Genomic DNA, 18,408 nt, shown 5'->3' on the forward strand with positions numbered 1-18,408 from the left:
AGGGCCCCTATTTGCACCAACTCCGTTCGATCCACGTGACACCCCCAAGGCTGCGCAACCGTCGCACCATGAAAGCATATCTCTGCGCCGTCAGTGCGAGCATTCCACTCAGATGGCGCCGGCAATCTTGCAGTCGGCGAGCCCGACTCGATCAGCTGCAGGCTTCATCGTGGCGTGGTCGGTAGACCTGTGGCCTGTGCCGAGCATTTTGGCGCGCGTGGCGGCCACCCATGGCGTGGTGGTGATGCTCGAGTTGTGCGGCGCTTTCGCGGCTGGCCTTTTCCCACTGAATGTGAGGGGGATGGCGGCTGTCGTGACGTCGCAGGCGGTTTGGTGCGCGCCTACCGGATTGTCGTCGTGGCGAACGTCGTCGCCGTGACCAAAAAAGGGCCCAACAGGGCCCTTTTTTCAATCATCCGCTTTCGCTCAACCGCACTTCGAGTAGCCGCAGTTCAGGCAAGTCGCGCAGCCATCCATGATCACGGTGGCCTTGGTGTTGCACTTGAAGCACATCGTCGCGCTGGGCGGGAAAGAGGCGCCCTCGCCGGTGACCTGCACCGCCTCGTCGGCGCTGGCGCCGTCGGTGCCGGGACCTGCGGGGGCGCCGCTCAGGCCGTCAGACTTTTTTTTTGCGCGGGCCTCGTAGGCGGCGCGCTTGTCGGCGATCAGCTGCTTCTGGGCTTCGCTGAGCTCCGGGTCGATGATCATGCCGATGGACTTGAGGTGCTCTTCCACGACCGAGCCGATCTCGGCCACGATCGACGGCATGTACACGCCGCCGGCCTTGAAGTAGCCGCCGCGCGGGTCGAACACCGCCTTCATCTCGTCCACCAGGAAGGTGACGTCGCCGCCCTTGCGGAACACGGCGCTCATGATGCGGGTCAGGGCCACGATCCACTGGAAGTGGTCCATGTTCTTGGAGTTGATGAACACCTCGAACGGACGGCGCAGCTCGTACTCGGTGCCCTGGTTGAGCACGATGTCGTTGATGGTCACGTACATCGCGTGTTCGACCAGCGGCGACTTGATCTTGTAGGTGGAGCCGATCAGCACCTCGGGGCGCTCGACCTTCTCGTGCATCTGGATGATGTCGGCAGTCGGCAGTTCGACGACGGCGGCCACGGGCGCCGGCGCGGCAGCCTCCTTGGCCTTGTCCTCGGGCTTCTGCACGCTGTAACCCTTGATTTTCTTGCTGATCTTGATGGCCATCTGGTTCTTTTCGCTTATGTATTCGGTGGGTGGTTCGCCCGGAGCCCCCCGCCGCACAGCGGCGGGGGGACGGGGTACGACAATCGGGACAGCCTCAGGCTTTAGCGCTTCCTGGCAACCTTTCGGGCGGTCTTCTTGCGGGGCGCCGACTTCCTGGCGACCTTCTTCGCGGCCTTGCGGGCCGGAGCCTTCTTCGCGGCGACCTTGCGGGTCGCCTTGCGAACGGTCTTCTTCGCCGCGGCCTTCTTGGCGGCGACCTTGCGGGTGGCCTTCTTGGCGACCTTCTTCACCGCCGCCTTCTTGGCCGCGACCTTGCGGGTCGCCTTCTTGGCGGCCTTCTTGGTGGCGGTCTTGGCGCCGCCGACGCGGGCCTTGACGGCCTTCACCGCCGCGGCGGCCTTCTTCTTCGCGCCGGCCACGGCCTTCTTCACGGCCTTGCCGGTGTCGGACTTCTCGGCCTTCTTGATCTGGGCCTTGGCCTTCTTGATGGTCGGGGCGGCCTTCTTCTTCGCCGCCTTCATCACCTTGTTGGCCTGGTCGGCGATGGCGCTGCCGATTTCCGAAGCCTTGTCGCTGACGCTTCCAGCGGCACTGGAAATGGCCGCCGTGACACCGTTGCCGTTGCTCATACCGCTCTCCTCGTCAGAAAAACCGCGGGAATGTTCCGCGGGGCCAATCTAGCGCGATCCCGCGCGGTTTGCGCGCCGGGCCGGGCGTCAGAACTTGCCGTAGTAGCCTTCCTTGAGGGCGTCGAACAGGTTGGCGGCGCTGTGCAGCTCGCCGTCGTATTCGATTTCCTCGTTGCCCTTCACTTCCACCACGCTGCCGTCCTCGAGCTCGAAGCGATAGGTGGTGTTCTCCAGGTCGGTCTCCTTCACCAGCACGCCCTGGAAGGCGGCCGGGTTGAAGCGGAAGGTGGTGCAGCCCTTCAGGCCCTGCTTGTGGGCGTACATGTAGATGTCCTTGAAGTCCTCGTACGGGTAGTCCGTCGGGACGTTCGCGGTCTTGGAGATCGAGCTGTCCACCCACTTCTGGCTGGCGGCCTGGATGTCCACGTGCGCCTTGGGCGTGATGTCGTCGGCCGAGATGAAGTAGTCCGGCAGGCGGGTCTTCTCGTCGGTGCTGAACGGCATGGCCTCGGCATTGACCAGGGTGCGGTAGGCCAGCAGCTCGTAGCTGAAGACCTCGACCTTTTCCTTGGACTTCTTGCCTTCGCGGATCACGTTGCGGCTGTAGTGGTGGGCGAACGACGGCTCGATGCCGTTGCTGGCGTTGTTGGCCAGGCTCAGCGAAATCGTGCCGGTCGGCGCGATCGAGCTGTGGTGGGTGAAGCGCGAGCCGGTTTCCGACAGCTCCTTCACCAGCTCCGGCGCCACCGTGGCCACGCGCTGCATGTAGCGCGAGTACTGGGCGTGCAGCTGGCGGCCCTTGATGATCTGGCCGACCTTCCAGCCGTCCTTCTTCATCTCCGGGCGCTTGCGCAGCATCTCGGCGGTGACGGTGAAATCCTCGTCCATGATCGGGGCCGGGCCCTTTTCCTTGGCCAGGCTCAGGCCCATCTCCCAACCGGCGACGGCCATCTCGCGGCTCACCTGTTCGGTGAACGCGACCGATTCCTTCTCGCCGTATTTCATCTTGAGCATGGTCACGGTGCTGCCCAGGCCCAGGAAGCCCATGCCGTGGCGGCGCTTGCGCATGATCTCGTTGCGCTGCTGCTCCAGCGGCAGGCCGTTCACTTCGACCACGTTGTCGAGCATGCGGGTGAACACGCGCACGACTTCCTTGTATTCCTCCCAGTCGAAGGAGGCCTTGTCGGTGAACGGGTCGCGCACGAACTTGGTCAGGTTGACCGAACCCAGCAGGCAGGCGCCGTAGGGCGGCAGCGGCTGCTCGCCGCAGGGGTTGGTCGCGCGGATGTTCTCGCACCACCAGTTGTTGTTCATCTCGTTGACGCGGTCGATCAGGATGAAGCCCGGCTCGGCGAAGTCGTAGGTGGACGCCATGATGCGGTTCCACAGCTGCTGGGCGCGGATGTGGCCGTAGATCTTGCAGGCCACCATGCCGTCTTCGCGGGTCACGTAGTTGTTGGTGTGCGGCCAGTCGCGCCAGACCACCTGCTTGGGGTCCTTGGTGTCGACTTCGTCGGCTTCCTTGATGTTCACCGGGAACACCAGCGGCCAGTCCTGGTCCTTCTCGACCGCCTGCATGAACTCGTCGGTGACCAGCAGCGAGAGGTTGAACTGGCGCAGGCGCCCGTCCTCGCGCTTGGCGCCGATGAACTCCTTCACGTCCGGGTGCGACACGTCGAAGGTACCCATCTGGGCGCCGCGGCGGCCGCCGGCCGACGAGACGGTGAAGCACATCTTGTCGTAGATATCCATGAAGCTCAGCGGGCCGCTGGTGTAGGCGCCGGCGCCGGACACGTAGGCGCCGCGCGGGCGCAGGGTGCTGAACTCGTAGCCGATGCCGCAGCCGGCCTTCAGGGTCAGGCCCGCTTCGTGGACCTTGCCCAGGATGTCGTCCATCGAGTCGGTGATGATGCCCGACACGGTGCAGTTGATCGTGCTGGTGGCCGGCTTGTGCTCGAGCGCGCCGGCATTGGACGTGATGCGGCCGGCGGGAATGGCGCCGCGGCGCAGGGCCCACAGGAAGCGCTCATACCAGTACTTCTGCTTCTCGCTGGTCGGCTCGGCCTCGGCCAGGGCCCGGGCCACGCGCTGGTAGGTGTGGTCGATGGTCGGGTCGACCGGCTCGCCCTTCTTGGTTTTCAGGCGGTACTTCTTGTCCCAGATGTCGTAGGACGCCGGCTGCATCTCGATGTCCTGCGCCGTGTTGTTCTTGACCGCCTCCAGGCGAACCGTGCTCATAAGTCCTTTCTTCCTCCCGGGGCACCCCTCGGTAGGGCGCCTTATGTGAATTCTTATCGGGTCGTGCCGGCCGGTATTCCGGGGGAAAGGATGCCCGCCCGCGGGGTTTTGCCCCTGGGAAGATGCCCTGTCCGGTCCGTTTCCCGCATGCCGTCTCGCCGTCGCGTCGTGCAAGCTCCAACCCCAAGACTTGGGGCCGCCCCCGCTGCCCGACACAAGATGTAGTGGCAGCGGAAGGCAAAACTACCCCTCGGCGGGGGGGCTGTCAACAACCCGAAACACGCTGAAAACACAGCGGCTTCAAGATGTTCCACGGCACTCCCAGACTTGCCTTGAAACCTCCGGCGGCTGCTTTCCCGGCGCCAGGCGACCCGTGGAACCAGACTGTCATCACAGTTTCGGGCCGGCCGGCCGGACCGGGCCGGGGCTTGTCCAGCCGCCGTTCGGCTCCCATCTGTTATCCCGTTCATCTTGTTCATGGCCTGTGCCTCCGGAGCCCGATCCATGCGTCTGCTGACCGCCGCCACTGCCCTCCTGCTCGCCGGCCTGGCCGGCGCCGGCGCCCACCACTGGCTCAGCCAGCCGGTCGCCGTCACCCCGGCCGCCGCCCCGACCCGGGCCCAGGCCGCCCTGGACACCGCCGCCGACCTGGCCCTGCCCCGGGTCGCCCAGGCCGCCCTGCCGGCCGAGATGGCCGGCTCGCCGGTCCCGTCCCTGGCGCCGATGCTGCAGAACGTCACCCCGGCCGTGGTCAACGTGTATTCCCGCCAGGTGGTCCGGGTGCGCAACCCCCTGGCCGAGTTTTTCGGCATGCCCGGCGGCATGCCGCAGGAGCGCATGCAGCAGTCGCTGGGCTCGGGCGTCATCGTCGACGCCGAGCGCGGCCTGGTGCTGACCAACAACCACGTCATCGAGAACGCCGACGGCGTGTCGGTGACCCTGGCCGACGGCCGCACCTTCGAGGCCGAGCTGGTCGGCGCCGACCCCGACACCGACGTGGCCGTGATCCGCATCCCGGCCGAGAACCTCAGCGCCCTGCCCCTGGCCGACTCCGCGCGGCTGCGGGTTGGCGACTTCGTGGTGGCGGTGGGCAATCCCTTCGGCCTGGGCCAGACGGTCACCAGCGGCATCGTCTCGGCGGTCGGCCGCAGCGGCCTGCAGGGCCTGGGCTACCAGAACTTCATCCAGACCGACGCCTCGATCAATCCCGGCAACTCCGGCGGCGCCCTGGTGAACCTGCGCGGCGAACTGGTCGGCATCAACACCGCCAGCTTCAATCCGCGCGGCAGCAATGCCGGCAACATCGGCCTGGGCTTCGCCATTCCCGCCAACCTGGCGCGCGAGGTGATGCGCCAACTGATGGCCTACGGCGAAGTGCGCCGCGGCTCGCTGGGCCTGGACGGCGAGGACATCACCGAGTTCGCGGCCCGCCAGCTCGACCTGCCCGCCAACCAGCGCGGCGCCCTGGTGGCGCGCGTCTACCGCGGTTCCCCGGCCGAGGCCGCCGGCGTGCGGCCGGGCGACATCGTGGTGGCCGCCAACGGCGAGCGCATCGACAGCGCCCAGGCCCTGCGCAACCTCGAGGGCCTGCTGCCGGTGGATAAGCAGGTGAGGCTGGAGCTGCTGCGCGATGGCCAGCGCCTGGCGGTCTCGGCCACCCTCAAGGCCCAAGCCAAGGAGGTGGACGGCGGCGAGATCGACCCGCGCCTGGCCGGCGCCACCCTGACCGAACTGCCGGAGCGCTTCCGCCAGCAGGGCCTGATCGGCGTGATCGCCAGCAAGGTCGAGCCCGGCAGCCGCGCGGCCCGCAACGGCCTGCGCGCCGGCGACCGCATCGGCCAGGTCAACCGCCGCAACGTGGCCGACCTGCCGGCCTTCCGCAGCGTGCTGGCCAACCAGCCGCAGGACCTGGTGCTGAGCGTCGCGCGCGGCGGCCGCTTCGGTTACCTGGTGATGGAATAAGTTCCGGCGCCGCGCCCGCGGCGTCGGTGTAAGGTGAGCCACTGGACCGCAGAGGAGCCCCCGCCATGTCCCGCCCGATGCCCGAGCCGACCCCGCCGCTGGACGCGGTGCCCGAACTGAGCCACCTCGAATCGGCCAAGGAAAGCCTGGGCGAGGCGCGCGACGCGCTCAAGACCGGCGTTTCCGACGCGGTGGGCGCCAGCGCCGCCGCCGCACGCGAGGCCAAGGCCGAACTCGACGACAAGCTGCAGGGCCTGCTCGACCAGGGCAAGGGCCTGCTCAACCAGGCCGAAGACCTGATCCGCAGCAAGCCGCTGGCCTCGTTCGGCGTCGCTTTCGCGGCCGGTTACCTGGTCGCCGCTCTCACCCGGCGCAAGTAAGCCGGGCCGATGAGCGGCCAGGAGCCGGCGCAGGACGCGCCGAACCCGCAGCCACCCGGCGAGGCCGGACGCCTGGGCGACGATGCCCAGGCCGTGCTGTCGGCCGCGCGCGCCACCGCCCGCGCCTACGTCGGCAGCTTCGACGCGCTGCGCCAGCTCTTCGCCGCCGAGGTGGGCCTGGCGCGCGACGCCCTGATCCATGCCCTGGTCTACCTGCTGGTCGCGACGGTGATGCTGGGCACGATGTACGTGCTGCTGACCGCCCTGGTGGTGACCGCGCTGCGTTCGGCCGGGGCGCCCTGGCCGCTGGCGATCGCGATACCCCTGCTGGTCAGCGCCGGCATCGGCGGGTTCGGCATCCTGCGCGCGAAGGCGCTGCTGCGCCTGGCCGACTTCGAGGCCACGCGCCGGCAGCTCAAGCAGGGCCTGGCCGGCCTGCGCGATCCGGCCGCGCCGGAGCCGCCGCCATGAAGCTGTCGGAAAAACAGGCCGCCGTCGAAGCCGCGGAGCTGCGCTGCCAGGGCCAACGCCTGCACGCGCAGCAGTCGCTGGAGACGCTGAAGTCGGAGTTCCGCCGCAGCGCCACGCCGGGCCGCATCGTCGTCTCGGGCCTGGCCCTGGGTTTCGCCAGCGGCATCGCCGCGCCGCGCGGTGCGGCGGCTGCAGTGAGCGGGCGTTTCCTTTCGGGGCCGATATTTTCCATGCTGTTCGACTCGCTGCTGCCGGGCCTGATGGCCGGCATCACCGCCGCCGCCACCGCCGAGCAGGTGGTGGAAGACACCGCCGCCGACGCGGCGCAGGGCGCGGCCGAAGCGGCCGTGGAGGAAGCGGTGGAGGACGCTGTCGAGAATCCGGACGAAGCCGCACCGGCCCGCCCCCGTCGTCGTCGCAAGCGCAGGCCCAAAGCCCGTGTCGACGCCTGAACGCCCCGACGATGCGTCCCCGACCACGCCGGCCACCGCCGCTCCGGCGGTCGTGCGCGTGACCCTGCCCGGCGACGACGACCCGCCGCGCCTGCCGCTGTCCAACCACGCCCAGCGCCTGGCCGCGCTGCGCGCGAACTCGCGCCTGCTGTGGGTGCTGGTGCTGGGCGTCATCCTCTACACCTGCTACTTCGCCTCCAGCCTGATCCTGCCGGTGGTGGTGGCGGCCTTCTTCGCGATGCTGCTCAGCCCGCTGATCAACCGCGTGCCGCTGCGCTGGCTGCCGCGCGGCCTGGCGGCGCTGATGCTGGTGGCGGGCCTGCTGGGCTCCCTGGGCGCGGTCGGCGTGTTCATCGCCAACCCGGCCGGCGACTGGGTGCGCAAGGTGCCCTTCGTGGTGCGCGAGGCGGCGCCGAAACTGCAGGCGATGGTGAAGCCGCTGTACGAGGCCCGGCGCGCCAGCGGTTTCGACGAGCTCGCCGGCGACCCCGAGCCGGGCCCCGAGGAAGTGGTGGTGCGGCCGCCGCGCGACGACCTGGTGTCGGCCACGCCCAAGGTGCTGGGCTCGCTGCTGGCGGTGATCCTGCTGACCTTCAGCTTCCTGGTCTACGGCGACGACGTGCTCAACAAGCTGCTGATGCTGCGGCCCACGCGCGCCCAGAAGCGGCTGACCGCCGAGATCGTGCAGCAGATCCAGAGCGACCTGTCGCGCTACATGGTCACCATCAGCGCCACCAGCATCGCCCTGGGCGGCGCCACCGCCGGACTGCTGTGGTACCTGGGCGTCGAGGACCCGCTGCTGTGGGGCGTGCTGGCCGCCGCGCTCAACCTCACGCCCTTCGTCGGCCCGCTGATCATGGCCCTGCTGCTGGCCCTGGTCGGGCTGTCGCAGTTCGACACGATCGGCGCTGCGATGATGCCGGCCGCCGGTTTCCTGGTCCTGCACGCGGTCGAGAGCAATGTGCTGACGCCGCTGGTGCTGGGCCGGACCATGCGCATCAACCCGCTGGCCATCATCCTGTGGCTGATGCTCTGGGGCTGGCTGTGGGGCGTGGCCGGCCTGCTGGTGGCGGTGCCGATGCTGGTCTGCCTGAAGATCGTCGCCGACCGGGTCGAGGGACTGCGCAGCTGGGCCCGGCTGCTCGAATAGGCGACGGGCCGGCCCGGCTCACTCCGGGCTCACCCCGCAAAGCGGTATCCTTCCGCGGTGAAAGCACCGCCCCTGGCCCTGAGCCTCGACCTCGACGACACCCTCTGGCCGATCTGGCCCCTGATCGAACGCGCCGAACTCGCGCTCGACGCCTTCCTGCGCGAGCACTGCCCGCGCACCGCGCAGAAGTACCCGGTGCACCGCATGCGCCGGCTGCGCGAGCAGATCGCCACCGAGCACCCGCAGTTCGCCCACGACTTCACCCACCAGCGGCGCTTGTCCCTGCTGCGCGCGCTGGAGGACTGCGGCGACGAGGCGGCGCACGCCGATGCGGCGTTCGAGGCCTTCTACGCCACCCGCAACCAGGTCGAGTTCTACCCCGACGCGCTGCCGGCGCTGGAACGCCTGGCCGCGCGCCGGCCGGTGGCGGCGCTGACCAATGGCAATGCCGACCTGGCGCGCATCGGCATCCAGGCCCACTTCGTGCATTTCGTCAGCGCCCGCGAGCTGGGCGTGGCCAAACCCGACACGCCGATCTTCCACGCCACCTGCGAGCGCCTGGGCCTGGCGCCGGCCGACGTGCTGCACGTCGGCGACGACCCGCTGCTGGACGTGGTCGGCGCGCGCCGCGCCGGCATGCCCAGCTGCTGGATCAACCGCAAGAAGGAGCGCTGGCCCGCCGGCCTGCCGCGTCCGGACCTGGAATTCGCTACGCTTGCCGGCCTGGCCGACTGGCTGGACACCCACGACACGGAGACCCGATGAGCCTGCCGCCCTGCTTCGCCAGCCCCGATGCCGCCGCTGCGGCGCTGCCGCTGCGGCTGGTGGACCGCGCCGGGTACGCGGCGTGGCGGGACCAGCAGCCGGCGGCCGTGCAGGCCTGGCTCGCGGCGCACGATTTTTCCGGGCAGTCCGGCGCACCGCTGATGGTGCCGGGCGCCGACGGCCAGCCGTCGTATTTCCTGGCCGGCGTGTCCGATCCGAAGGATCCCCTGGCCCTGGCCCACCTGCCATCGATGCTGCCGCCCGGCAGCTACCGGCTGGCCGCCGAATCGCCGCTGGCGCTGGAAGCGGGCCAGGCCCTGCTCGGCTGGGGCTTGGGCGCCTACCGCTTCGACCGCTACCTCAAGCCCGCGCGTGCGCCGGCGCGCCTGGTCATCGACGACGCCAGCGCCGAAAACTCGGAAGCCTTCGCCCTGCTCAAGGCCGCCACCCTGGTGCGCGACCTGGTCAACACGCCGACCGAACACATGGGCCCGACCGAACTCGAGGCCGTGGCCACGCGCCTGGCCCAGGCCTACGGCGGCAAGCTCGACGTGGTCAGCGGCGAAGCCCTGCTCAAGCAGAACTTCCCGGCCATCCACGCCGTCGGCCGCGCCAGCCACCGCGCGCCGCGCCTGATCGAGCTCACCTGGGGCGACGAATCGCACCCGCGCCTGGCCATCGTCGGCAAAGGCGTGTGTTTCGACACCGGCGGCCTGGACATCAAGCCCGCCGACGGCATGCGCAACATGAAGAAGGACATGGGCGGCGCCGCGCACGCGCTGGCCCTGGCCCAGCTGGTGATGGCGATGAAGCTGCCGGTGCGCCTGCAGCTGCTGGTGCCGGCGGTCGAGAACGCGATCGGCCCGGACGCCTTCCGCCCCGGCGAAGTGCTGGCCACGCGCCAGGGCCTGTCGGTGGAAGTGGACAACACCGACGCCGAAGGCCGCCTGATCCTGTGCGACGCGCTCACCTACGCCGCCGAGGGCAAGCCGAGCCTGCTGCTGGATTTCGCCACGCTCACCGGCGCCGCGCGCATCGCCCTGGGCCCGGACCTGCCGGCGCTGTTCGCCAACGACGACAAACTGGCCGCCGACTATCTGGCCGCCGGCGAACGCGCCCGCGACCCGCTGTGGCGCATGCCGCTGTGGCGCCCCTACCTGAGCTACCTGCGCTCGGGCATCGCCGACCTGGCCAATTCGGGCGCTTCGCGCATGGCCGGCTGCATCACCGCCGCGGTCTACCTTGAGCGTTTCGTGCCCGACAGCCAGCCCTGGGCGCATGTGGACGTGTATTCCTGGAACGACAGCGACCGCCCGGGCAAACCCGCCGGCGGCGAAGCCCAGGGCCTGCGCGCGGCCTGGGGCCTGCTCAAGGCCCGCTACAGCTGAGGCGCGGGCGCGGCCCGGCCTCCGGCGCGCGACGGCACATCCATTACCTGCCGACGGCGCGGCTTCGATGACAATCGTCAGCCGCGCCGGGTGATGGCGCGCACTGCCTGAAGAAAGTGCCTTCCAGCACCTTGGCCGCACCGGGTCGGTGGGTACACTGGCCGCCTTCCGGAAACCGCGCCGAGCCCATGAACAACTCGCCCGACCTGCTCAACCAGCTCCGCATCGACCGCAGCGCCGCCCCGCCGCCGCGTCCGGCCGGCCGCGGCCCCTGGCCGGCGATCGCCGTCGCCGCCGTCGTGCTGGTCGCCGCCGGCGCCTGGTGGGCGCTGCGCGAGGAGCCGCTGGCGGTGAGGACCGCCGCCGCCCAGCCCGAGGCCGCCGGCACCGCCTCGGCCGGCACCTCGGTGCTCGACGCCTCCGGCTACGTCACCGCCCGCCGCATCGCCACCGTCTCGTCCAAGGTCACCGGCAAGGTGCTCGAGGTGCTGATCGAAGAAGGCCAGAAGGTGAAGGCCGGCGAAGTGCTCGCGCGCCTGGAGCCTACCGACGCCGACGCCCAGCGCGACCTGTCCGCCGCCCAGCTCGAGGCCGCGCGCAGCAACGTCACCGGCATCGCCGCCCAGCTCAAGCTCGCCGACCAGAACCTGGTGCGCATGCGCGACATGGCCGCGCGCAAGCTCGTCGCCACCGCCATGCTCGACCAGGCCCAGGCCGAACGCGACGCGCTCGCCGCCCAGCTGCAGAGCGCGCGCAGCAACCTGCAGGTCGCGGTCGAGGCGCTGGCGCTGTCGGACATCGGCGTGGACAACACCGTGGTGCGCGCGCCCTTCGACGGCGTGATCACGGTCAAGGCCGCGCAGCCGGGCGAGATCATCTCGCCGATGTCGGCCGGCGGCGGTTTCACCCGCACCGGCATCGGCACGGTGGTGGACATGGACTCGCTGGAGATCCAGGTCGACGTCAACGAGGCCTTCATCGGCCGCGTGAAGCCCAAGCAGAAGGTCGAGGCCGTGCTCAACGCCTATCCCGACTGGCGCATCCCGGCCGAGGTGATCGCCATCGTGCCCACCGCCGACCGCAGCAAGGCCACGGTGAAGGTGCGCATCGCCTTCAAGGAAAAGGACGAGCGCGTGGTGCCCGACATGGGCGTGCGCGTGTCCTTCCTGGAGGAAGCCAAGCCGGCCGAGGCCAACGCCCCGGCGATCACCGGCGTCACCGTTCCGAGCGAGGCGGTGGTGCAGCGCGAGGGCAAGACCGTCGCCTACGTGGTGCGCGACGGCCGCGCCAGCCTGCGCGAGATCGAAGCCGGCGACACCCGCGACGGCCAGCGCCGCATCCTGCGCGGCCTGGCGGTCGGCGAACAGGTGGTGCTGGCGCCGCCCGCCGAACTCGCCGACGGCGGCAAGGTCGCCGTCACGCCCTGAACTCCCCTTCCACGCGAACCCCACGAGGCACGCCATGTCCGAGTCCCTGGTCCAGATCCGAGCGCTCACCAAGCACTACACCCGCGGCAAGCAGACCGTCGAAGTGCTGCACGGCATCGACCTCGACATCCCCAAGGGCGACTTCGTCGCGCTGATGGGGCCGTCGGGTTCGGGCAAGACGACGCTGCTGAACCTGATCGGCGGGCTGGACACCCCGACCTCCGGCTCGGTGTCGGTCGAAGGCCGCCGCATCGACCAGATGTCGGGCGGCGAACTGGCCGCCTGGCGCGCGCATCACGTCGGCTTCGTGTTCCAGTTCTACAACCTGCTGCCGGTGCTGACCGCGCAGAAGAACGTCGAGCTGCCGCTGCTGCTGGCGTCCATGAGCGGCGCCGAACGCGCCAAGCGGGCCCAGGTGGCGCTGCAGCTGGTGGGCCTGGGCGACCGCGGCGGCCACAAGCCCAGTGAACTCTCCGGCGGCCAGGAGCAGCGCGTGGCGATCGCCCGCGCCCTGGTCACCGACCCGACCCTGCTGATCTGCGACGAACCGACCGGCGACCTGGACCGCAAGACCGCCGACGAGATCCTGACCCTGCTGCAGGTGCTCAACCGCGAGCACGGCAAGACGATCGTGATGGTCACGCACGACCCGAAGGCCGCCGAATACGCCACGCACACGGTGCACCTCGACAAGGGCCTGCTCGTCGACACCGTCGCGGCGCACTGAGGACGCCGCCATGACCCGCACCGGACTGGTACTCGCCAACCTCTTCCACCGCAAGGGACGCACGTGGCTGACGCTGCTGTCGGTCATCACGGCGTTCACGCTGTTCGGCCTGCTGCAGGCCGTGATCGTCGTGTTCAGCAGCGGCGCCGACTTCGTCGGCACCACCCGGCTGGTCACCCAGTCGCGCGTGTCCTTCACCAATTCGCTGCCGATGCGCATGGTCCCGGAGATCGACGCGATCCCCGGCGTCGAGCGCGCCATGTACCAGCAGTGGTTCGGCGGCGTGAACAAGGCCGACAACACCGAGATCTTCACCTTCGCGGTCGACCCCGAGCGCCTGCATGAGGTCTACCCGGAGTGGGTGATGCCGGAGGAACACTGGCAGGCCTTCGCCCGCACCCGCACCGGCATCATCGTCGGCCGCCAGGTCGCCGACCGCACCGGCTGGAAGGTCGGCGACCGCATTCCGCTGGCCTCGAACATCTTCCCGCAGAAGAACGGCAGCAAGGACTGGGAGTTCGAGGTCGTCGGCATCTACGACGGCATCGACGAGCAGTGGCAGGGGCAGACCGGCGGCATGTACATCAACCATGCCTATTTCTCCGAAGCCTCGATGTTCGGCGGCGGGCTGGCCGGCATGTTCTCGCTCAAGATCGAGGACCCGGGCATGGCCGAGGCGATCGCCCAGACCATCGACAAGCGCTTCGAGAACACCGCCGACGAGACCCGCACGATGTCGGAGAAGGACTTCAACGTGAACTTCCTCAAGCAGCTGGGCGACATCGGCCTGATGCTGCGCTGGATCCTGTTCGCGGTGTTCTTCACCCTGCTTCTGGTGGTCGGCAACACGATGGCGCAGAGCGTGCGCGAGCGCGTGCCGCAGTTCGCCGTGCTCAAGACCCTGGGCTTCACCGACAACGCCGTGCTGGGCTTCGTGCTGGCCGAGACGCTGGCGCTGTGCGCGATCGGCGGGCTGGTCGGGCTGGTGATCGCCTGGGTGCTGAGCCAGGGCATCACGCAGGCGGCCGGGGGTTTCCTGCCGCCGATCATCCTGACCGCCCAGGTCTGGATCGCCGGCCTGGTGGCGATCATCGTGCTGAGCCTCGCCGTCGGCCTGATGCCGGCGCTGCGGGCGCGCCGGCTTCGCATCGTTGACGCCCTCGCGGGCCGCTGAGGAGAACCGACATGATCAAGCAGATCCTCGCGATCACCGCCATGAACGTGCGGTCCATCCCCGAACGCTGGGGCCCGTCGCTGGTGATCGTCATCGGCCTGGCCGGCGTGGTGGCGGTGTTCACCGCGCTGCTGGCGATGGCCAACGGCTTCTCGTCGACCCTGCAGTCGGCCGGCCGCGGCGACAACGCCATCGTGCTGCGCGGCCAGTCCGGCGCCGAGCTCAACTCCGGCTTCGGCGGCGACAGCGTCCAGCTGATCAAGCTCGGTCCGGGCATCCGCAAGGGCCCCGACGGCGAGCCGCTGGCCGCCGGCGAGCTGATGGTGATCACCGAGCTGGGCCGCAAGGACGATCCCGCCGCCGTCGCCAACGTGACCCTGCGCGGCGTCGAGCCGGCCTCGTTCGCGATCCGCCCGCAGCTGAAGATCACCGCGGGCCGGACCTTCGCGCCGGGCAAGCGCGAGGTGATCGTCGGCAACGGCGTCGCCGGCCAGTTCGCCGGCACCGCGCTCGGCGACACCCTGCGCATGCGCGGCTCGGACTGGACCATCGTCGGCCACTTCACCGCCGGCGACGCCAACGACAGCGAGGTCTGGGTCGACCTGGGCACCGCGCAGTCGGCGTTCAACCGCGGCAATGCGGTCAGCGCCGTGCGGGTCGGCCTGGAGTCGCCGGCCGCGATCGCCACGCTGCGCGCGGCCCTGGCGGCCGATCCGCGGCTCGCCGTGGACGTGACCGAAGAACAGGCCTACTACAGCGCCCAGACCAAGGGCGTTCGGCAGACGATCGAGGGCCTGGCCTTCGTGGTCACCTTCATCATGGGCCTGGGCGCGATCTTCGCCGCACTCAACACCATGTATGCGGCGGTGTCCACGCGCACCCGCGAGATCGCCACGCTGCGCGCGATCGGATTCGGCGGCATGCCGGTGCTGGCTTCGGTGATGGTGGAAGCCGTGCTGCTGTCGCTGGTCGGCGGCGTGATCGGCGCCATCGCGGCCTACGTCCTGTTCAACGGGCTGTCGGTGTCGACCCTGAGCCAGGCCAGCTTCACCCAGGTGGTGTTCGAGTTCGCGGTGACGCCGTCCCTGGTCGTGACCGGCCTGGTGATCGCCATGATCATCGGCTTCATCGGCGGCCTGCTGCCGGCGATCCGCGCCGCGCGCATGCAGGTCACGACGGCGCTGCGCACGCAGTGATCCGTCCCGGACGGACGCGGCCGGCGCCGCGTCCGTCACCCTCCGCCCCCGGGCAAATGCCGCCGCTCAGCGTTCCAGGCATGGAACCGGCGCCGGGGGGATAATCGCGGCCCGACCCGGAGCCGCCGTGCAGACCGTCCCCGCCCCCGCCATCCACCGCAAGGGCCTGAGCGCCGCGATCGCGTCCTACGTGCTGTGGGGCGTGTTCCCGCTGTACTGGTACCTGCTCAAGCACGTGCCCTCGCTGCAGATCATCGCCCACCGCATCGTCTGGTGCGCCGTGTTCGTGGTCGGCTACCTGCTGCTGCGCGAAGGCACGGCCTGGCTGCGCGAATCGCTGGCGCGGCCGAAGGTCGGCCGCCTGCTGGTGGCCAGCAGCCTGCTGATCAGCTTCAACTGGGGCATCTACATCTGGGCGGTGACGAACGGCCGCGTGATCGAGGCCAGCCTCGGCTATTTCATCAACCCCCTGGTGAACGTGCTGCTGGGCGTGCTGGTGCTGCGCGAACGCCTGAACCGCGCGCAGTGGACCGCGGTGGCGATCGCCGCCGCCGGCGTGCTGTGGCTGGCGGTGCAACACGGGCAGCCGCCCTGGGTGTCGCTGGCGCTGGCCTTCAGCTTCGCCATCTACGGCCTGATCCGGAAGACCGCGAACGTGGACGCGATCCCCGGCCTGGCGATCGAGAGCCTGATCCTGCTGGTGCCGGCGGTGGCGTGGCTGGCGTGGGCGCAGGTGCAGGGTGTGGGCGCGTTCGGGAATGGAACGTGGGGCAGCGATGCGCTCCTGGTTTTCGGCGGGGCCCTGACGGCGCTGCCGCTCATCGGTTTCGCCTACGGCGCGCGCCGCATCCCCTATTCCCTGGTCGGCATCCTGCAGTACATCGCGCCGACCCTGCAGCTGCTCAGCGGCGTGCTGCTGCTGGGCGAAACCTTCAGCGGCGTGCAGGCGGTCGGCTTCGGCGCCATCTGGTTCGCGCTGGCGATCTACGCGCTCGACGGCTGGTGGCGTTCGCGCCAGCAGCCGATGCTGGCCGCGAACGAACACTGCGACGAACAGGTGCCGCCCTGCGACGGCGCCACCCCGCCCAAGGAAGACGGCCGCCCGGCCTGAGCGGGCTTGCCGGCCCTCCGGCGCCATGCGCTAATCGGGGCACATGTCGACCGCCGACACCTTCGCCGCCCTCTACCGCGAGCTCGTGCTCGAGCACGGCCGCGCGCCGCGCCACGGCGGCGAGCTCGAGGCGCCGAGCCATCGCGCCGAAGCCAGCAACCCGCTCTGCGGCGACCGCATCGTGTTGACGCTGCAGCTGGACGGCGACGGCCGCATCGCGCGCCTGCAGCACCGGACCGAAGGCTGCCTGCTCTGCACCGCCTCCGCATCCCTGATGGCCTGCGACGTGCCCGGCCGCGACGCCGACGGCATCGGCGCGCGCCTGGCGGCGCTGCGCGCGGGCGTCAGCACCGGCGAAGCCGCCGGTCTCGACGACCTGGGCGCCCTGGCCGGCGTGTCCGCGCACCCGGCCCGGCACCGCTGCGTGCTGCTGCCCTGGGAGGCCCTGGTCTCGGCGCTTTCGGAGGCACCGCGATGAGCGCTGGCGGCAACCGCGGCGTGCTCGAACGCGCCCGTGCGCTGCGCCACGAGGGCCGCCATTTTGCGCTCGCGCTGGTCACCGACAGCGAGGGCTCGACCTACCGCAAACCCGGCGCGCTCGCCGTAGTCGCCGAGGACGGGCAGCGCCAGGGCACGCTCTCGGGCGGCTGCCTGGAGCCGGCGCTTGAACAGCTCGCCCAGCGGGCGATGGCCTCGGGCCGCGCCGAAGCCGCGGTGTTCGACACCTTGGGCGACGACGACCTGCTGTTCGGTTCGGGGTCCGGCTGCCGCGGCCGCATGCGCGTGCTGGCCTGGCCAGTGCCCGCGGATGCGCCGCAGGCCCTGCTCGACCTGCTGCTGGCCGCGCAGGCCGCAGGGCATGACGTCGAGCTGGCCGTGTCCGTCGACGCGGCCCGCCCCGGCGATGCCTGGGCCTGGTCCGACGGGCAGCACGCCAGGCTCGGCACCTCGATCCCCGACGCGGCGGCGAGCTGGCCGCACGGCCTGCACGAAAACGCCGGCCATCCGCTCGCCCGTCTGCGCATCCGCGCCGCGCCGCGACTGATGCTGATCGGCGGCGGCCCGGAAGCGCCGCCGCTGCTGCGCCTGGCCGCCACCCTGGGCTGGGCGGCTACGGTGGCCGACCACCGCGAAGGCCTGCTCGATCCCCAGCGCCTGGCCGATGCCGACCGCCGCCTGCACGCGCGCGCCGCCGCCGCGCTGGCGGAAGGCCCGGCCCCCGACGCCGTGCTGGTGATGACCCACCAGGCCAGCGCCGACCTTGAGGCGCTGCGCGCGCTGGCGACGATGCCGGTGCCCTACGTCGGCCTGCTCGGCCCGCCGGCGCGCCGCGACGAACTGCTGGCCCTGCTCGAACCCGCCGGTCGCGACGCGCTGCGGGCGCGCCTGCGCGCACCGGTCGGCCTGCCGCTCGGCGGCGAAGGCCCGGAAGCGATCGCGCTGGCCATCGCCGCCGACCTGCAGCGTTTTTTCCACGCGCCCGGATGAGCGCGCCGCGGCACGCGCTGGTGCTGCTCGCGGCCGGCGGTTCGCGCCGCCTGGGCCAGCCGAAGCAGCTGCTCGTGTTCGAGGGCGAATCCCTGGTGCAACGCGCCGCCCGGCTCGGGCTGGCGACCGCGCCCGCCTGCGCCCTGCTGGTGCTGGGCGCACAGTCGCAGGCCGTGCAGGCGGCGACGGCCGGCCTGCCCCTGCAGCGGGTGGACTGCCTGGACTGGACCGCTGGCCTGGGCGCCTCGCTGCGCGCCGGCCTGGCCGCGGTGCCGGACGACTGCGACGGCGCCCTGGTGCTGCTCTGCGACCAGCCCGCCCTCGACATCCCCCACCTGCAGGCCCTGGTCACCGCCTGGCGCGCCGCCCCGGACCGCGCCGCGGCCAGCGCCTACGCCGGCGTTCTGGGCGTGCCGGCCCTGCTGCCGCGCGCCTGGTTCGGGGCCCTCTCCTTCGACGGCGACCGCGGCGCCCGCGGCCTGCTGCGCGAACGGGCAGCGCGGGTGACGGCCGTCGCCGCGCCCGGGCTTTCACAGGACATCGACCGCCCCGCCGACCTGGCCGCCTTCCCCGAAGGTGGGATTGGAAGTGAAAAAAAGCAGGAGTAGTCTCGGGACCTTGCCCAGCCGCCGCCAGGGAGA

17 protein-coding genes and 1 pseudogene are annotated in these 18,408 nt (G+C 70.5%); 15 read left to right on the plus strand and 3 right to left on the minus strand.

The features are described 5' to 3' along the window. Window positions 1-426: 426 nt before the first annotated feature. The 3 genes from E1B00_RS11450 to E1B00_RS11460 form a co-directional block, all read right to left on the minus strand. Window positions 427-1,209 carry a TSCPD domain-containing protein gene (locus E1B00_RS11450; RefSeq protein ID WP_139448842.1) on the minus strand — a complete coding sequence of 261 codons (783 nt, stop codon included), beginning with the start codon at window positions 1,207-1,209 and terminating at the stop codon, window positions 427-429. A gap of 101 nt (window positions 1,210-1,310) precedes the next feature. Further along, window positions 1,311-1,838 carry a histidine biosynthesis protein HisIE gene (locus E1B00_RS11455; protein ID WP_139448844.1) on the minus strand — a complete coding sequence of 176 codons (528 nt, stop codon included), beginning with the start codon at window positions 1,836-1,838 and terminating at the stop codon, window positions 1,311-1,313. A gap of 87 nt (window positions 1,839-1,925) precedes the next feature. Beyond that, window positions 1,926-4,076 carry an adenosylcobalamin-dependent ribonucleoside-diphosphate reductase gene (locus E1B00_RS11460; RefSeq protein ID WP_139448846.1) on the minus strand — a complete coding sequence of 717 codons (2,151 nt, stop codon included), beginning with the start codon at window positions 4,074-4,076 and terminating at the stop codon, window positions 1,926-1,928. 504 nt (window positions 4,077-4,580) lie between these two features. Between E1B00_RS11460 and E1B00_RS11465 the strand changes: the two genes are divergently transcribed. From E1B00_RS11465 to E1B00_RS11535, 15 genes and pseudogenes are all read left to right on the plus strand, one after another. Beyond that, window positions 4,581-6,038 (plus strand): Do family serine endopeptidase, encoded by a 1,458-nt coding sequence (locus E1B00_RS11465; protein ID WP_139448848.1) that lies wholly within the window; start codon window positions 4,581-4,583, stop codon window positions 6,036-6,038. Window positions 6,039-6,103: 65 nt separating this feature from the next. Beyond that, window positions 6,104-6,418, plus strand: coding sequence for a hypothetical protein (locus E1B00_RS11470; RefSeq protein WP_139448850.1), 315 nt, complete (start codon window positions 6,104-6,106; stop codon window positions 6,416-6,418). Between the two features lie 9 nt (window positions 6,419-6,427). After that, entirely contained in the window at window positions 6,428-6,889 is a 462-nt protein-coding gene (locus tag E1B00_RS11475; RefSeq protein ID WP_139448851.1) for a hypothetical protein, read from the plus strand. Continuing rightward, window positions 6,886-7,341, plus strand: coding sequence for a hypothetical protein (locus E1B00_RS11480; RefSeq protein WP_139448853.1), 456 nt, complete (start codon window positions 6,886-6,888; stop codon window positions 7,339-7,341). Before E1B00_RS11475 ends, E1B00_RS11480 begins: the two co-directional genes overlap by 4 nt. Continuing rightward, window positions 7,328-8,491: an AI-2E family transporter gene (locus E1B00_RS11485; RefSeq protein WP_139448855.1), complete on the plus strand. Its 1,164-nt coding sequence runs from the start codon at window positions 7,328-7,330 to the stop codon at window positions 8,489-8,491. The genes E1B00_RS11480 and E1B00_RS11485 overlap by 14 nt, the downstream gene beginning before the upstream one ends. A gap of 57 nt (window positions 8,492-8,548) precedes the next feature. Continuing rightward, window positions 8,549-9,256 carry an HAD family hydrolase gene (locus tag E1B00_RS11490; RefSeq protein WP_139448857.1) on the plus strand — a complete coding sequence of 236 codons (708 nt, stop codon included), beginning with the start codon at window positions 8,549-8,551 and terminating at the stop codon, window positions 9,254-9,256. Continuing rightward, window positions 9,253-10,644: a leucyl aminopeptidase family protein gene (locus E1B00_RS11495; protein ID WP_139448859.1), complete on the plus strand. Its 1,392-nt coding sequence runs from the start codon at window positions 9,253-9,255 to the stop codon at window positions 10,642-10,644. The genes E1B00_RS11490 and E1B00_RS11495 overlap by 4 nt, the downstream gene beginning before the upstream one ends. A 188-nt stretch (window positions 10,645-10,832) precedes the next feature. After that, entirely contained in the window at window positions 10,833-12,071 is a 1,239-nt protein-coding gene (locus tag E1B00_RS11500; RefSeq protein ID WP_139448861.1) for an efflux RND transporter periplasmic adaptor subunit, read from the plus strand. A 34-nt stretch (window positions 12,072-12,105) separates the two neighbouring features. After that, complete coding sequence (locus E1B00_RS11505; protein WP_139448863.1) at window positions 12,106-12,798, plus strand: ABC transporter ATP-binding protein; 693 nt, start codon at window positions 12,106-12,108, stop codon at window positions 12,796-12,798. A gap of 10 nt (window positions 12,799-12,808) precedes the next feature. After that, entirely contained in the window at window positions 12,809-13,972 is a 1,164-nt protein-coding gene (locus tag E1B00_RS11510; protein ID WP_139448865.1) for an ABC transporter permease, read from the plus strand. Between the two features lie 11 nt (window positions 13,973-13,983). Next, window positions 13,984-15,168, plus strand: coding sequence for an ABC transporter permease (locus tag E1B00_RS11515; RefSeq protein WP_139448867.1), 1,185 nt, complete (start codon window positions 13,984-13,986; stop codon window positions 15,166-15,168). A 127-nt stretch (window positions 15,169-15,295) separates the two neighbouring features. Further along, window positions 15,296-16,201, plus strand: a pseudogene (gene rarD, locus E1B00_RS11520) (EamA family transporter RarD); the annotation flags it as partial. Between the two features lie 121 nt (window positions 16,202-16,322). Beyond that, window positions 16,323-16,757 (plus strand): Fe-S cluster assembly sulfur transfer protein SufU, encoded by a 435-nt coding sequence (gene sufU, locus E1B00_RS11525; protein WP_139448871.1) that lies wholly within the window; start codon window positions 16,323-16,325, stop codon window positions 16,755-16,757. Continuing rightward, complete coding sequence (locus tag E1B00_RS11530) at window positions 16,754-17,767, plus strand: XdhC family protein (protein ID WP_139448873.1); 1,014 nt, start codon at window positions 16,754-16,756, stop codon at window positions 17,765-17,767. The genes sufU and E1B00_RS11530 overlap by 4 nt, the downstream gene beginning before the upstream one ends. Next, complete coding sequence (locus tag E1B00_RS11535) at window positions 17,764-18,375, plus strand: nucleotidyltransferase family protein (protein ID WP_139448875.1); 612 nt, start codon at window positions 17,764-17,766, stop codon at window positions 18,373-18,375. The genes E1B00_RS11530 and E1B00_RS11535 overlap by 4 nt, the downstream gene beginning before the upstream one ends. Window positions 18,376-18,408: the final 33 nt, after the last annotated feature.

It is taken from the genome of Arenimonas terrae (genome assembly GCF_006265115.1).
GTDB classification, from domain to species: Bacteria; Pseudomonadota; Gammaproteobacteria; order Xanthomonadales; family Xanthomonadaceae; genus Arenimonas; species Arenimonas terrae.